This is a genomic window from Exiguobacterium sp. s193 (assembly GCF_018618755.1).
GTDB lineage: Bacteria > Bacillota > Bacilli > Exiguobacteriales > Exiguobacteriaceae > Exiguobacterium_A.
In genome coordinates, this window is the sequence record NZ_JACSMR010000001.1 from 558,570 (window position 1) to 574,343 (window position 15,774).

Consider the following 15,774-nt stretch of genomic DNA (forward strand, 5'->3'; position numbering starts at 1 on the left):
CTTAGACGGAATCATCGGCGTTTTTGATGCGTTTTTTACAACTTGACAAAGAAACAAGCCCCGCCTTGCCGGCCCGTCTGGACGCCATACTCCAGGTCGTGGCTATCGAGAATCAATCGGCTGATCGCAAGACCGAGACCATGTCCGGAACCACCGTCCTGTTTGACATACAGGTCCCAAATCGTTGCCCGGTCAGCTTCCGAAACACCACGCCCGGCGTCTTCTACCGTCAATTCAGCTTCTGTCAGCCGGACCGTGACCGGACTGCCGGGCGGGGCCGCAGCATGGGCATTCATCAAAAAGTTGACGAGGACCCGTTCAAACAAGCGAACATCAATACGGCGCGTGACAGGCACGACGTCCGCGACGAGCGACACCCCGTTTTTCTCAAACGTCGCCTTTAACCGTCCGACCGTATCGCGCACGAGGGTGTCCAGTCGTGTCTCCGTCCGCTTGAGCGGCATCATCCCTCCGGCAAGCTTCGAGTAGACGAGCGTCTCGTCAATCAACAGACCGAGCCGGTCCGTCTCTTCGATGATGCTGTCCGTGACGTCCGGCAGTTCGTCTAGCGGAATCACCCCTGCTGCGAGCGCCTCTGTTTCGTTGCGGATGATCGCGAGCGGCGTCCGCAAATCGTGTGTGATGCCGGCGATGAAGGACTTTTGTAACGTTTCTTTTTGAAGCAGTTGCTCCTGCATCTCGTCGACGGCCGCAATCAATTCCCCGACTTCATCGTTCGGCCGCTTCGGTAGCGGTACGCTCTTTTTCCCCGCCCCGATTTGCCGGGCGACGGACCGTAAGTTGACGATCGGACGCGTCAACTGACGCCCCATATAATAGGCGAGTCCGGTCGCAAGCAAGAGCGTCACCAGCAGCGCGACACCGATTGCTAAGTACACGCCATTGAGGGCGTTACTCGCAAGCGGCGCATTCCGGATCGTCGTGATGACCGTGCCGCCGTCCTTCAATTGATACGTCAACAGGCGTTGCCCTTGGACTTCAATCGCGTCTTCTTGTTGTAGGCCGTCCAGGGCTGGTAAGTTAACCGGTTGCGGTCCCCGTCCGCCGATACGTTGCGTTTGACCGTCGATCGTAACGAACCCTTGAATGTCACGGGGAATCGGTTGATTGCCGTCAATTGCCTCCTGGATGATGTTCGCTTCCCGTGCAAGTTGGCTGTAACGTTCATCTTCCGCAAAGCGGTTGACGAGGACAGCGGTCAAGATGAAGCTCAAAATCCCCATGACGAGCAGCGGTGCGACGACCGCTACTAAAAACTTCCGCATCAGTCTGCTCATTCGATCGCCTCCAGCCGGTAGCCGACCCGGTGGACCGTTTTTAATTGTCGTTTAATGGTCGGGAATTTATCACGCAGTTGTTTGACGTGGGTATCGACCGTCCGCGTATCTCCACCGAACGTATAGCCCCAGACGTCATCGAGGATTTGATCGCGGCTGAGTGCTTCACCGATATGCTCAATGAAGTATGTCAACAGCTCAAACTCCATCTTCGCAAGGTTAATCGACGCATCCGTCGTTTTGACGAGCCGCGCTTTCGGATCGAGCGATAAGTCACCTAACCGTAAACTTGATTCTTTCGGACGTTGTTTTAAGGCCCGTTCGAGCCGAATCGTCAATTCCTTTAAGACAACCGGTTTGACGAGATAGTCGTCCGCACCAAGCTCGAGCCCAAATACCCGGTCATCGGCTTCCCCGCGTGACGTCATCATGAAGACGACCGGCGGAACGGCGGTTGCTTTGATGGCCGGAACGAGCGACCACCCGTCACCATCCGGTAGCCGGACATCAACGAGGACGGCATCGAACGCGATTTTACTTAACGCCTGTTTTGCTTCTGCGAGCGACATCGCAAGCTCCACTTCATATCCATGGTGACGCAAGAACCGCTCCGTCACCTGAGCGAGCTTCCCTTCATCTTCGATTAATAAAATATGCATCGTCATCCCTCCACGTCCTTAGTGTACCGCCTTTTTCAGCCGATTTGTTTTTCTTGGCAATTTCTTTGCAACTTCCTCACAACTCCGTTTTTGATTCACGCTAACATACAAGGTGAAAGGAGTGATCACCCATGAAATTCAAAAAACAATGGATCACCGCACTTACAATCAGCGCACTCACAGTAGGAGGAGCTTCCGCTCTCGCCGCCACGAACGACAGCGATGCTTCAACGAAAACGAAATCAGAACGCCATCACTTCGAGGGTATGAAAAAAATGGACATGACCCTGCTCTTAGATAAACTCGGTATTACGGAAGACGAGGCACAGGTCGCCCGGGAGGACAGAAAATCAATCGCCGATCTCGCAGAAAGCAAAGGGATTTCATTCGCCGACTACAAAGCGGCGGAACTTGCAGCAGCAAAAGAACAACTGGCAAGCCTCGTCGCGTCAGGCGATATCACGAAGAGCCAGTCGACGGAGATGTTGCAACGTCAAACGGAACGGTTCAGTGGTGTGTCAAGTTATGACGAGCTGAACGAACAACATCCGCAAGGTCCGCGTCATGGCGATAAAGGCGGTTTCTTTAACGAAGCATTCGTTGCTGACGTCTTGAAAGCACTCGGACTCAGTCAAGACGACTTCGATGCAGCGAACCAATCGCTCGCAGCTTTCGCAAAAGCCCAGTCGATTAAATTTGCCGACTATAAGAAAGCACTCCTTGCCGCCCAAACGACGCAACTCGATCAATTCGTCAAAGACGGGAAGATGACGGAAAAACAGGCGACCGCCATCAAAGAACGCATGACGGAAGAATTTTCGGATGCGACCAGCTATGATGATTTACCAGACCGCGGCGACCACGGTCCCGGTCATCATGAGGATGGACGTGATGTCTTCGGTGATACGACAGCAAGCATCTTAGCCAGCCTCAAGCTTGATGAAACTAAATTCGAAGCCGCCAATCAACCACTCCCCGCTTTTGCTGAAGCCAATGGGATCGCCTTCGCTGATTTCGAGAAAGCGGTGATCTCGGCACAAACGGCTGCGGTTGACGCAAAAGTCAAAGACGGCGCGATCACAGAAAAACAAGCCACGGCAATCAAAGAACGGATTCAAGAACGGGCAGACGAAGTCTCGAGTTATGATGATCTCAAACAAGGTCCGCGCGGCGGACATGGCGGACGGCATCATGGAATGAACGATTCACAAACAGATGAATCTGCAGATCCAAACGCGAGTGAAACATCGGTTGATTTAGCGATTTAATCTTAAATGAGTGATGCGGGCATCTGCTTTCAGGCAGATGTCCTCATGCTGTAGACAAAGTGCCATCGGGAGATCAAGCGTCTTTTTTCGTTGCTTTCCTCGGGCGAGGCGCAAGCCGTTGCTCCTTGATCCTAACGGACAAGAAGCAGGGTCTTGCCTGCCTCTAAAAGTGCGTTAAAAACGCACTTTTCCCCGCAGGAGTCAACGAAACGTGACTCTTTTTAGGTAACACTATGACGGAAAACCATTCATGTAGACGGTTTAGGGCGCAATCCGTCTCGAATCGCTTTTGAAGCGAAAAGCAATCGGTCGCGACCCTGCAGCTTTGCTGTAGCGGCGTGACCGATTGCCGCTTTGAAGACGAGGCGAGACAGGGAAGCGCGACCGGATTATCTCTCGTTATCGCATGTTCACGCTTCATAAGAGTTTGTATACACGCTGCGGACATCTGCTTTCGGGCAGATGTCCTTTTTCCTGTTTTTTAAGAAAAGATAGTATATTTTTGAAAAAATAGTCGATTTCTCGAACTTTGATTGCAATTGTCCGCCTCTTCACCCGATACTAGATAGGAGACGAATTACATTCTAGCGAGGAGATTTGACTATGGCTTTTTTCGACGCTGTGCAACGACTAAGTCGTTCTTCTACCTCCCCTCTATTCATCGGTGAACTTGAGCTTTCGCATCCGGATAGTGTAGAACCTTTCTTCCAAAAAAATTCGGATGCGATTTTCTTTTTCAATCATTTGGGGGAAATCATCTACTTTAATGACCAGCTCCCGTCCATGCTCGGCTATTCGGCCGAGACATTGTACGAACATTTTGCAGTCTTTAACCCGCCTGAACAAATCGATGCGGTCACTGCCTTCTTTGAACGTGCCCTTGCCGGGGAAACCGTTCACTATACGGCACAAGGCCTTCATCTCGATCAACGTCGTTTGACGTTAAAGATTACGAACATGCCGATCCGCCAAGACGGTCAAGTCATCGGTGTCTACGGGATGGCGCGGGACATCACCCGTGAAAAACAGCTCGAACAGGACGTCGTCCAAATCCGCTCTCAGCTTGAACTGACCGAACAGATACCGGAGCTTGTCGTCTTCCATTATGATCCGCTGACACAAGCCGTCGAACATTCGGCGTCACTCATCAACTACCTCGGGATTTCTGCCGAACAGCTACATGCACTCTCGCGCAAGCAGATGAATCAACTGATCCATCCCCGGGACCTTGATCCGCTCCATTTCGAGATGGAACGGCTCATTCACCATAAAATCGACACCTTTGAGCAGGAAGTATCGATTTTAAATTCGGATAAACAGTATCAGTTGTTACGCTTAAAGGCATTGCGCCGGCTCGAAAATCCCTCACAGATCTCTGTGATTTTATATGATTTATCAGAAGTCAGCGAAGCACGCCGTCAATTGACACTCGAACGGACACAGACACGTGAGATTTACGAAGCGCTCGATGCAGCGATTTCGCAAATCAATCTCTCGAACGGCCGCCTCCTGTTTCATTCAAAAGGTTTCTTGCAAATCTTCGAGGAGTTACCTAACGATTTATTACTGAGCCAGGACTGGTTGTTCCATCGGATTGATCAACGGGACATCCCGGCGATGAAGCAGTTCATCCGTCAATTGACGGCGGGAAAACCGGGAACGATCCAGTATCGTCTCATCTTTCCCGATGGTCGGATGAAATGGATCGAGGATCAACAGATTCCCGTCTTCCAACTCGACGGGACGATCGCCTACTCGAACAGCATCATGCATGACATCACGCTACAAAAAGAATACGAAGATCGCCTCAAGCAATTGGCACTCCACGATACCGTGACCGGTCTTCCGAACCGGACTGCGTTACATGAAACCATCAATACCTGGATGAACCGCGGACAGGCCTTCTCGATTTTGTCCGTTTCGTTTAACCGGATCACGGAAATCAATAATGCCTTCGGCCATGAATCCGGTGATCAGTGGCTGAAAGCGACGAGTCAGTCGCTCGCGGCAAAGAAACCACCCGAGATGTTTCTCGGTCATCTCGGCGGGGATGAATATGCCCTCGTCGTCCCGTCGAGCTACAAGGATGATGTGACGTCGTGCGCGGAACAGCTCTTGAGTTTGTCGGAACAACCGATTCTCATTGAACCGTATGCCCTGTTCGCGCGAATATCAGTCGGGGTCAGCCGCTTCCCGGACGACAGTCAAGATGCGGTCGAGTTGATCAAACATTCCTATACCGCGCTACGCCGGTCGCGCCGTGAGAATCATAGTACGTTCCACCACTATGCCTCGAACCTCGATATCGACTACTATCGCAGGTATCGCCTGGAGCAAGATTTGCATTACGCAATCGAACGGGACCAGTTATTCCTCGAGTACCAACCGAAAGTCGATAGTTGGACAGGGAAAATCATCGGACTCGAAGCCTTGATTCGTTGGCAGCATCCTGAATGGGGTCGGATTCCTCCGAACGATTTCATTCCGCTCGCCGAGGAAAGTTCCCTCCACGTCGCAATCGGCGATTGGGTCGTCGAAACAGCTTGCCGGGCCATGAAGACGTGGGCGCGTGCCGGGGTCAATCTTGTCCCGATTTCTGTCAATGTCTCACCGAAGCGGTTTTTGATTCCAGGGTTCGAACATCAAATCGAGCAAATCTTACTCAAGTATAATCTCTCGGCCCATCTGCTCGAGCTTGAAATCACGGAAGCCGCACTGATCATGGATGATCCAAATACGAGCCGGATGCTCGAATACTTGAGTCATCTCGGCGTGCGCATCGCCTTAGACGACTTCGGAAAAGGCTATTCCTCGATGGTCTACCTTCAGCGTTATCCGATTGATGTCGTCAAAATCGATCGACAGTTCGCAACACACATTGCGGATAATGCCAAAGCCCAAGCAATCGTCAAAAGTATTCTCTACATGGCTTCCGTCTTCCATTTATCCGTCATCGCGGAAGGCATCGAAACACTTCGGGAACTCGAGACGTTCCGGACACTGACATGCCCGAATATCCAAGGGTATCTCTTCAGCCGTCCCGTCCCGACAGATGTCATGCAAAGTTTCTTATTACGAGAAGTCCTGTATCCAATCGAAGCCTGTTCGCTCGCTGCCGATAGTACACCGAGTTTCGCGATTGAAGGAAAAATCAAAATGTTGACGCACCATGACGCAGCACTCGATTTTCGTTACTCCGACATTCAGGCGCACCAGACGAGTACACGTTTTCTCTACTTTTCGACGGATACGGCCCTGCCCCTGAATACAGCGACGTTCGAAGTTCGCCTGATGGCAGGGATTCAACTCGTCTCCTGTACCGTGACCATCGTCCGGATGGAACAGGGACAATATGTCGCCGAGTATGCTTCCCCGCAGGAAGCTGAACTTGTTTTACGCTTTTTCCAATCGATTCGCCCCATCGGATAATCCGTTGCACTAAGGTTGCTCTCGCACGCCTTAGTGCTTTTTTGTTATAGTAATGACAGAAACAGTTCGGAAAGGAAGGGATACGGTGGAGGCAACGACACAAGCAAAAGTCCATCGTCGTTCGACGAAATGGCAACTCGTCCGGCGGCTGTTTTTGTTGACGATTGGTGCCATCGTTTTTGCGATTGGGCTGAAGGGATTCCTCGTCCCGAACAATATCATCGATGGCGGAATCGTCGGAATCTCAATCATCGGTTCAAAACTGACTGACTCGACACTCGCCTTATGGCTATTCTTCTTAAACATTCCATTCATTTTTTTCGGTTATAAACAAATCGGTAAAACCTTTGCGCTGTCGACGCTCTATGCGATTTTCATCATGGCCGTCGCAACGAAACTGCTCGAAGATATCGGACCGATGACGAATGTCGATCTCCTTGCGACCGTCTTTGGCGGTTTAATCCTCGGAATCGGCGTCGGAATCGTCATTCGCGCGAGTGGCTCGCTTGACGGTACTGAGATTCTCGCCGTCTCGTTCAGTCGCTCGACGCCATTTTCCGTCGGTGAAATCGTCATGTTCTTTAATGTCTTCATTCTTGGTTCGGCCGGGTTCGTCTTCGGCTGGGACCGGGCGATGTATTCCTTGATTACGTATTTCATTGCCTTCAAGACGATTGATGTCGTCATCGACGGACTCGACCAATCGAAAAGTGTATGGATCATTTCTGAAAACTATGAAGAAATCGGACTTGCCATCCTGGACCGGCTCGGTCGGAGCATGACGTATTTGAACGGGGAAGGTGCTTTTTCCGGTGACGGCAAAAAAGTCATTTTTTGTGTCATCAGTCGCCTCGAGGAGACCAAATTAAAAGAAATCGTCCGTGATTTTGACGAACAAGCCTTCATTGCGATCGGCAATATCCATGACGTCCACGGGGGTCGCTTCAAGAAAAAAGATATTCACTAATTCACAGTTGTCCGAGAAAGGGAGTCGCGCCGTTGTTGAAGAAACATCGTAAAAAGATTATCGGGGGCCTGATCCTCGTCATTGTCTTGTTGTTGATTGCACTCGTCGGAATATCAGCTTACGTCGGTTCCTCCCTGACGAAACCCGAACGGGAAGCCTTGACGACGAATCCTAAAAAAGCTGAAAAACTGGCTTATGAAGATGTCTCCTTCCGTTCTCTAAAAGACCGCACCCGCCTATCCGGCTGGTGGATCCCGAGTGAAGACGCCAAACTGACAATCGTCTTCGCCCATGGCTACGGGAAAAACCGTGAACAAACGGATGTCCCGATTTTACCGCTCTTCAAAAAATTCCATGATGCCGGCTATAACGTGTTGACGTTTGATTTTCGCGGTTCCGGTATCTCGGAAGGAACACGCGTCACAGTCGGGGCAAAAGAACAAGATGATTTGCTGACGGCTGTCAAATATGCGAAGTCGCGCGCTTCCAAACCCGTTGTCCTATACGGCATCTCGATGGGTGCTTCGACCGCGCTCGTGACGGCGCCGAAAGCGGACGTCGCCGGCGTCATCGCTGACAGCCCGTTCAGCGACCTGGAGAATTACTTAGAAACGAACCTGCCTGTCTGGAGCGGATTACCGAATTTCCCGTTCACACCGGTCATTCTGCAAGTCACACCACCGCTAACAGGATTGAATCCGGAACGCGTCAAACCGATTGAAGCGATTCGCCGGATCGATTATCCAATCTTGATGATTCACGGCAAGGATGATGATGCCATTCCGGTCACGGAAAGCATGCGGCTGCAAAAAGCAGCACCGCACTCCGAACTCTACGTGACGGAAAACGGCGGCCATGTCCAGTCCTACGCCCATGACCGAAAAGCGTATGAAAAAAAAGTTTTATCTTATTTAGAAGACATCAACTGATTTCACATCAATCATCGTAAATCACACGTATAGTCAGATTGGAGATCAACGAACATGAACACGCTTCTCGTTCTTGTAATGCTTGTGCTGACAGTCGTGATTGTCAGCGCGGGCATATTCTTTTTAAAGTTTTCCGCTACTATAAATCCATCAGCACGCCTCTCCGGATTGATTTTAGTTGGTGCCGGAGTCATCGGTTGTATCGTATACCTCGTAGCCATTCTCTAATTAAGGAACAGCCGATGTCCCTTCAAGCCTAAATCCAAAATCCCAAAAAAGAGTCGATCCAAGCTGAACTTGCATCAGCCGGTTAGACTCTTTTTCGTTTGGGACGACTTTACCTGGAATGCTTCGAAGTAAAGAAAAGCGTGGCGACTGCACTTCGACTCTAGACAAACGAGATGAAAGATCGCTTGAATGTGATCTTCCATTTTTTTCGCTCTCTCTCTCCTTCCTAATCGTCTTCCAGTGGCAAACATCGCGCCGCTTCGCTTCGCTGCAGGGTCGCTCCTGTTTTGCTTTCCACTAGGAAGCGATTAGATCGGAAATCGAGGCTATTTCAGATTTACTTCATAATATAAAATAAAAACCGTATCAAGAAGTAGGGGTTCCCCATGATGGGAAAACGAAAAGTTTTTTTACCCTAAGCTACTTTGTCTACACGTTTAAATACAGCTAGAAACCGCGGCAGAACATTAGCGTTTCAGACGCCTTCCAACGACAAAAAACACTTACCCATGCGCTTCATCCTGCGAAGCTTCATGTGTAAATGTTCTTTCTCTTTTCGTCCATTCGTTATCGTTTTAACACCGCACTGCCGACGATTTTTAAGACTTCTGGTCGACTGAGCTTCTCTTTTCCCCGTGCGAGCGCATCCAGTGTTCCATGTGCGAGGGCAAGTGGAATCTTACAGAACTCGTAGATTGTCGTCTCTTTCGGAATCGATGCAAGATACCGGTCTGCTTCCGCCAAGTTGTCTTGCGCATACGTAAACATCGTTTCCGTCGTCCAACCGGGTGGGAAATACCCGACACCCCGTTCTGCGTCTTCTTGTTGGTTACGCAAGATATTGACCGCCTGCAGTCCCCGACCAAAACCAATCGCTTGTTGTTTGTCGGTCACGATACCGGCTTTCCAGTACCAAATATCTGATAACATGACACCGACTAGGCCTGCGACATAATACGTGTACTCATCAAGATCCGCTTCCGTTTCGACCGTCCAGTCCCGTTCTGCCCAGACCGCCATTCCTTCTGCCATCTCAGCCGTCGATTCGAGGACTTTCGCCCGAATCCCGGTCGGGCAGTAGGCAATCCATTCTGAAAGACGAAGCGTCACTTCCGGCAATTGGTTGGCAAATGGCGCAATCAATGCCCGGTATGTTTCATCTGAAAACGTCCCCCGCATCATGAGTGCCGTCTCCCGAAGAAGCGTTGTCTTGACGTCCGTCGACAATGCTTCATGATCTTCGATTTCATCAATCGCACGCATGCAGAGATACGCTGATCCGACTGCCTCTTGCAATTCCTGCGACAGGCGACTGATTGGTATATAAAAGGTTCGGCTCGTCGCTTTAAGTACACGATTCGCATCTTTTTTCAGTTGCTTCGTCTCATTCATTTCCTACACTCCCTCTTTGTCTAAAAAGGTTTCTTTTCTCTACATTACTATACACGATTCGGCAGGAATGAGCATTTTTTTCGTGAAAATGAAAAAACTTCTTTTGATTGCTTACGCAAAAAAGAAGTTCGCTGCATCACTCTGAACGCTGTTTTAATAATTGACTCATCAGCCCCGTACTTCGTGAAGCTTCTGCATTTTCATCTTGGATTGCAAGATAAATTTCTTTCCGGTGGATATCGATTTGACGCGGTGCATCGATTCCGATCTTGATTTGATCGCCTTCAATCGCGAGAATCGTCAGCTCGATGTCATCCCCGATTTGAATGGCTTCCCCTGTTTTTCGTTTTAAGACGAGCATCAGCGACCACCTACTTCTGTCAGACTACCGATGACCTGCCGATTCGAATACGTTTCATCCAAAATGACTTGTTTGGCTTGCCGACGTTTCGTCTCCATGACGAAAGGCGCGCGCAAATTCGTCGTCGATTCTTGGAACGGTTCCCGTAACGTCACCGTCGTATAAACTGCGACTTGTGCCGTATCTTGAATCCCGAGTTGTTCTTTTGCGGATTCCGGTAGCTCAAAAACGTAATCCGGATCAATCCAAAACGGATTCGTCACGACGAAGGCACATTCCGGTTGATCAATCGATTGGAACGACCAAAAGGGAATCCCTTCTCCAAATGGCAATAAGATAAAACGACGTGCCTCTGGAAAACCAGGAACTTCGGAAGCGAATGTAATGATTTCACTTTCAACGACTTGAACGGCTCCAAAAAAATCTGTTTCGATTTGCATGTGATTATCCTTCCCCATCGAATATGCCGCCGACCGGCCACATATCCAGTTGATTTTGTTCGCGTAAGTAAATTTCTGTTGTACCCGGTGTGACATGTAACTCCGGTCGATGGATTTCAACATCAATCCGTGGTTTTTGCGCCGTATAGTTCACACGCACTTCAGCCGGCGTGTAATTGATTTTAACCCGGTCGAGACTACGTGGCGTGAAACCCAGTGTCGTCACTTCAGCCGGCGGTGTTTGACGCGACGCCGCAATCCGGGCGACGGCGTCTCCCCGTTGCTCAATCCGCATCAACTGATCCCCTTCAGCCGCTGCCCGTCCGACTGCTTGTTGCCCCATTTGGCGTCCGTAGTCGGCGTACCGCTGAACAGACTCAAATGCCGGAATCCGTCCAATCTCGATCCAAGCTTGTGAAGAATCGATTTCAAGTCGGGCAGCAACCGTTTCGAGCGACAGTTCGCCTTGAGGTTGTTCAATCGACAGCGAGGCTTGTTGCTGATGTTGCTCAAGTGTCGCGCGCGTCGTATTGATGCCAATCTTCGCAGACGTTTGACGCATTTCAAGATGCGGCAGATTCATCTCCCGTCACCTCCTCAGCGTAGGAAATCGAGTAATGTCGGTTGAATGATCCGTGCACCAGCACTTAGTGCGGCCCGGTGAAGCGTTTCATATGATTTCAATTCCATGATGACCTTCTCCGCCTCGATGTCTTCGTTATCCGACATGACGGACTTTGCGATGATTTCTTGATCTTCCAGACGTGAGGCATTCAGTTCAAGCCGGTTGACCCGGGCACCGAGATCGGCACGCGTCTCGACCGTTTGATTGAGCATGCCATCAAGGTCCTTCAGCATCCCTGACAGCTCTGCCCCGTTGTTCGAGCTGTCAACGGCACCTGTATCTGAGACTCCGCCGAGGGCATCGTACAGCTTTTTGAGTGTCGTGAAAGTCTCTTTGCTAAAGACGCTCGTTGGTGAAACGTTGACCTGGACTTCAATCCCGGAAGAGATTTCATAGCGAATGATTTCGCCGTCTTTTCCGACCGGATCCCCGTCCGTAAAGACCGTATCGACCGACTTGCCTGGTGTCTCCATGAAGTCTTTTAGACCTGCCATCGAAATGAACGGCTGATCCGTTTTTGTGCCGTTAAAAATTCCTTTTTCATTGTATTTCGTATTGGCGAGCGTCCCGATGTGTTCAACCAACTGACCGACCTCACTCTGGATTGCTTTACGTTGTGTCGCATCATACGTATCTGTCGCGGCTTGCGTCGTCAACTCACGGACACGACTCATCGCCGACGTCACTTCATTCAGCGCAGAATCGGTCAAGTCCATCCAACCGGTCGCTTCATTGACGTTCTTTTTGAACTGCTCGACTTCACGGACTTCAGTCCGGTAACGAATGCCTTGCATCGCAACGACCGGATCTTCCGATGGACGTTGGATTTTCTTCCCGCTGATCAACTGTTCTTGGAGCGTACTTAATTTTTGATAACTGGACGACAGGTGTCCGATATTCGTTTTCGTCAACATCGTTTGTGTTACTCGCATTTAGTCATCACCGTCCTACGATTCCCATACCGTTGATGATTTTATCGAGCATCTCATCAACCGTTGTGATATTTCGCGCTGCCGCGTTATAAGCATGTTGATACTGAATCATCATCGTCATTTCTTCATCGATCGAAACGGCCGAGACCGACATACGGCGTTGATCGGCACTTTCCATCAAGACAGCTGAACTCTGCCCGAGTCGTGCGACTTGATCAGTCGCAACTGCCATGTCACCGATGACGTTTTGATAAAATGAACCGATTGTCGTCGTCGTGTCTGAACGATCAAACCGGATGCTTGCCGTCTTCATGTTGGCAAGCTTCAAGGCACCGGCACTGTCGCCGATGTTTCCGTCCGTCGACGTCGCGATGTTATCGAGACTCTTTTTAATTTCGCTTCCGAGCGAAATCGTCTTCGCTGTAATCGGTCCGTTTGACGAAACGAAGAATCCGGTCGTCCCATTTGTCCCGTCTTTTTTTAGGTTACCTGCATGAGCTCCGTTAAAGGCTGTCGCAAATGTTTCCGCCATCTCATCGAGGTGTCCTTGCATCTTGACGTATTCGCCCGTTGCTTGACCATTGTCGACATGGCCATACATTTCAATTAAACCAATCAAGCGACCAGACGGAAACCCGCCAGCTTCATCAAACGAGATTGTCCGAGAAGTCGTTTTCAAACCGGTATAGAGACCGGCAGCATCTGTCGTGAAGGCAAGTGTCCCTGCTTGCGGTAAATCGGAGTCGACCGCGAGTAAACGATCCCCGTTCGGTAATGTGATGCGGACGTCAATCCGTCCTTCTGCCGTTTTGACGGTATTTCCTAGGTTTCCTTGTTGAATGGCATCTGCATCAACTGAAACCTTTTCGAAGTCGATATACTCCGAGAGTTCATCAAAGTAACGGTCCCGCTCATCGTAAAGGGCATTCGGCAACACTCCGAGTGGTTCGACCGTATGAATTTCTTCGTTGAGATTATGAATTTTTTTGAATAGGTCGTTCACTTTTTTAGTCGAGACATCAATTTCACTTTTCAAGTCACCTTGCACTTGGTTGAGGGCTTTCGCCATATAATTGAACGTCTGTGTCAGCGTCTCGGCTTTTTGGCGGACGACACTCCGTGCACCGGAATCTTGCGGGTTAGTCGATAAAGTCTGCAACGACTCCCAAAATCCATCGAATGCTTTAGATAATCCGGTATCCGACGGCTCATTGATGATGTCTTCCATTCGACTGAACGCGGCTTCTTTTGTGCCGTAATACGATGTTTTCGTCGCTTCATCGCGGTATTGTTTATCAAGCATCACGTCACGGACACGTTCGAGCAGTTCACCTTTGACCCCGGTGCCGATTTGTCCCATTTTGCCTGTACCAATCGACATCGAGAGTTGCTCCGTCGTCGCCATGATGAGACGTTGACGTGAGAATCCTGCCGTTCCGGCGTTGGCGATATTGTTCCCTGTTGATTGAAGGGCCCATTGGTTCGTCGTCAGTGCCCGACGTCCGGTCTCAAGCCCCATGAAAGTTGATGGCATTCGTCTACCTCCTTATGCATTCCGATTAAAGTGTGTGCGGTCGAGTGCGGACTGACCATATGTAAAATCATCGGCTTCTGGTATCAACAATTGAAGGTGCCAATCGAGATAGTGAAGCGATTGTTCGAGCAATTCGGCATTTAAGTCATTCAATCGTTTCAGTTGACCGATCGTTTGTAACAATTGACGTAAGGAGTCGACATCTTCCGGGTGTCCTTGCAACCATTCCGTCATCGTAAGATCGCCCATCTGCGCGCTCCGTTGCTGTTCAAGCTGCTCAATCCGTTTTAGGTAAACAGGCTCTTCTTTGACGATTTGCGAGAGCCGACGCATATCATTTTGAATCAAGACATCCTTTTTTTCTTTCGCAAGATCCAATAAGGCTTCATGCTCACTTACGAGTTGATCAATGATTTCCATCCGATTGCCTCCTCACGAGTTCTTCTTCATATAAAAAGCGACCCGCGCATCCGTGCCCCGAGTCGCCTCTACTGTCATAGCTTACCTTCTTACAAGTTCAAAAAACGCTCAGCGATTTTTTTCGCATCTGGTTTATAGGTTCCATCCTGAATGGCTTGACGAAGGGATTCGATTTTTTCGGTCCGGGCTGTTGGTGTCTCGTTAAAACGCGCACGCGCTTCGCTTGAGATCGTTACTTCATCCGGCCGATTCGTTCGTTTGGCTTCTGTTCCTTCAACTGCTTGATTTCTTTCGTACGTTTTAGGCATGTTAACCCATTTCGTAGAATCAATTCGCATGTGAACACCTGCTTTCTAGACTACAAGATTCTTAATTCATGTTCGATACGTTCTCGGTTTCGAAGGGTTAGAAGAATCTAGCATCGCTTGGGCGAGGTCACGTCGTAACTTGTCACGACATTCAGCACAAATTGTGCCGTCACGGGAAGGATTCCCGCAACTCTCACAGGTGATTTCCATCTGTGAAATTTCTGACATCAACAAACGTCCATCCTTGATATAACGTAGGACAGTTTCCCGCTTGACCCCAATCGCCTGCTCCACGTCAATAGGTGAGGTTCGGATTTTCCGCCGTTCTCGCAAGAATTCACGCACCTTCTCAAAATCAGTATGATCTTTCCTAATGCAATCGATGCACAGGTCAGAAGATTGACGAACAAATAACTTCCCACAAGATTTGCAGTTTAATACATCCATTTCCTTCACCTCATTATGAATATCGGCAGAAAGGACGAATTCTTAAACACTTCGAAATAAAGTTACGGCAGAAATTTCTTTTGCACCGGCTTCACGTAACCGTAAAGCCGCCTGGTGCAAGGTCGCTCCTGTCGTATAGACGTCATCGACAAGTAAAATTGTTTTTCCTTCGATGGAAGAAATGACAGTAAAGGGATTAACCCGTTCCAGCCGTTCTTGTCTCGAACGGCCACTTTGCGCTGGACCGTCCGATCGGGCTAGACACAACTTGATCCGCCCACGCATTAGACGCGCAATACCTTCTGCTTGATTAAAGCGACGATCACTCAGTCGTTCTTGGCTTAGTGGGATTGGCACAATGAGATCCTGTTTCACTTTTACCTTCTTCAAGTCTTCTTTAAACACATTTATTAATGCCGTGTCCCCTAAAAACTTATACCGCTTTAAAAATGCCTTGGCGTGTGCATCGTATAAAAACAATGGCGCTGTCTGTAACGAATGGCCTTGTTTACGCCAACGTTCACAATCCCAACACAG

Annotated in this window: 15 protein-coding genes; 4 read left to right on the forward strand and 11 right to left on the reverse strand. The window is 49.6% G+C overall.

What is annotated here, in order from left to right; all coding sequences use genetic code 11:
• Nucleotides 1–35: 35 nt before the first annotated feature.
• Both KNQ04_RS02720 and KNQ04_RS02725 read right to left on the reverse strand, forming a co-directional pair.
• Nucleotides 36–1,298 carry a HAMP domain-containing sensor histidine kinase gene (locus KNQ04_RS02720; RefSeq protein ID WP_214847096.1) on the reverse strand — a complete coding sequence of 421 codons (1,263 nt, stop codon included), beginning with the start codon at nucleotides 1,296–1,298 and terminating at the stop codon, nucleotides 36–38.
• A complete protein-coding gene (locus KNQ04_RS02725; RefSeq protein WP_214847097.1) occupies nucleotides 1,295–1,957 on the reverse strand; it encodes a response regulator transcription factor in 663 nt (220 codons plus the stop codon). Before KNQ04_RS02725 ends, KNQ04_RS02720 begins: the two co-directional genes overlap by 4 nt.
• Before the next feature lie 131 nt (nucleotides 1,958–2,088).
• Here KNQ04_RS02725 and KNQ04_RS02730 point away from each other — a divergent pair, with 131 nt between their 5' ends.
• From KNQ04_RS02730 to KNQ04_RS02745, 4 genes are all read left to right on the forward strand, one after another.
• The gene (locus KNQ04_RS02730; protein ID WP_214847098.1) at nucleotides 2,089–3,225 is read left to right on the forward strand and encodes a hypothetical protein; all 1,137 of its coding nucleotides are present in this window, start codon (nucleotides 2,089–2,091) and stop codon (nucleotides 3,223–3,225) included.
• A gap of 603 nt (nucleotides 3,226–3,828) precedes the next feature.
• Complete coding sequence (locus tag KNQ04_RS02735; RefSeq protein WP_214847100.1) at nucleotides 3,829–6,654, forward strand: sensor domain-containing protein; 2,826 nt, start codon at nucleotides 3,829–3,831, stop codon at nucleotides 6,652–6,654.
• A gap of 52 nt (nucleotides 6,655–6,706) precedes the next feature.
• Nucleotides 6,707–7,621, forward strand: a complete 915-nt coding sequence (locus KNQ04_RS02740; protein WP_251136822.1) for a YitT family protein — start codon at nucleotides 6,707–6,709, stop codon at nucleotides 7,619–7,621.
• Nucleotides 7,622–7,653: 32 nt separating this feature from the next.
• A complete protein-coding gene (locus tag KNQ04_RS02745; RefSeq protein ID WP_214847104.1) occupies nucleotides 7,654–8,550 on the forward strand; it encodes an alpha/beta hydrolase in 897 nt (298 codons plus the stop codon).
• 795 nt (nucleotides 8,551–9,345) lie between these two features.
• On the opposite strand, the gene KNQ04_RS02750 is transcribed toward KNQ04_RS02745, so the two are convergent.
• The 9 genes from KNQ04_RS02750 to KNQ04_RS15570 all read right to left on the reverse strand — a co-directional run bounded on the left by KNQ04_RS02750 (nucleotide 9,346) and on the right by KNQ04_RS15570 (nucleotide 15,612).
• Nucleotides 9,346–10,170: a squalene/phytoene synthase family protein gene (locus KNQ04_RS02750; RefSeq protein ID WP_214847106.1), complete on the reverse strand. Its 825-nt coding sequence runs from the start codon at nucleotides 10,168–10,170 to the stop codon at nucleotides 9,346–9,348.
• Between the two features lie 136 nt (nucleotides 10,171–10,306).
• Nucleotides 10,307–10,531: a carbon storage regulator CsrA gene (csrA, locus tag KNQ04_RS02755; RefSeq protein WP_214847108.1), complete on the reverse strand. Its 225-nt coding sequence runs from the start codon at nucleotides 10,529–10,531 to the stop codon at nucleotides 10,307–10,309.
• Nucleotides 10,531–10,971 (reverse strand): flagellar assembly protein FliW, encoded by a 441-nt coding sequence (gene fliW, locus KNQ04_RS02760; RefSeq protein ID WP_251136823.1) that lies wholly within the window; start codon nucleotides 10,969–10,971, stop codon nucleotides 10,531–10,533. The genes csrA and fliW overlap by 1 nt, the downstream gene beginning before the upstream one ends.
• 4 nt (nucleotides 10,972–10,975) lie before the next feature.
• The gene (locus KNQ04_RS02765; protein WP_214847112.1) at nucleotides 10,976–11,554 is read right to left on the reverse strand and encodes a DUF6470 family protein; all 579 of its coding nucleotides are present in this window, start codon (nucleotides 11,552–11,554) and stop codon (nucleotides 10,976–10,978) included.
• Between the two features lie 14 nt (nucleotides 11,555–11,568).
• Nucleotides 11,569–12,528: a flagellar hook-associated protein FlgL gene (gene flgL / locus KNQ04_RS02770; RefSeq protein WP_214847114.1), complete on the reverse strand. Its 960-nt coding sequence runs from the start codon at nucleotides 12,526–12,528 to the stop codon at nucleotides 11,569–11,571.
• A 7-nt stretch (nucleotides 12,529–12,535) separates the two neighbouring features.
• Nucleotides 12,536–14,062: a flagellar hook-associated protein FlgK gene (flgK, locus tag KNQ04_RS02775; protein ID WP_214847115.1), complete on the reverse strand. Its 1,527-nt coding sequence runs from the start codon at nucleotides 14,060–14,062 to the stop codon at nucleotides 12,536–12,538.
• A gap of 12 nt (nucleotides 14,063–14,074) precedes the next feature.
• The gene (locus tag KNQ04_RS02780; RefSeq protein ID WP_214847117.1) at nucleotides 14,075–14,482 is read right to left on the reverse strand and encodes a flagellar protein FlgN; all 408 of its coding nucleotides are present in this window, start codon (nucleotides 14,480–14,482) and stop codon (nucleotides 14,075–14,077) included.
• Nucleotides 14,483–14,571: 89 nt separating this feature from the next.
• A complete protein-coding gene (gene flgM, locus KNQ04_RS02785; protein WP_214847119.1) occupies nucleotides 14,572–14,820 on the reverse strand; it encodes a flagellar biosynthesis anti-sigma factor FlgM in 249 nt (82 codons plus the stop codon).
• 459 nt (nucleotides 14,821–15,279) lie between these two features.
• On the reverse strand, nucleotides 15,280–15,612 hold the full coding sequence (locus tag KNQ04_RS15570) for a ComF family protein (protein WP_353049702.1): 333 nt from the start codon (nucleotides 15,610–15,612) through the stop codon (nucleotides 15,280–15,282).
• Between the last annotated feature and the right edge of the window lie 162 nt (nucleotides 15,613–15,774).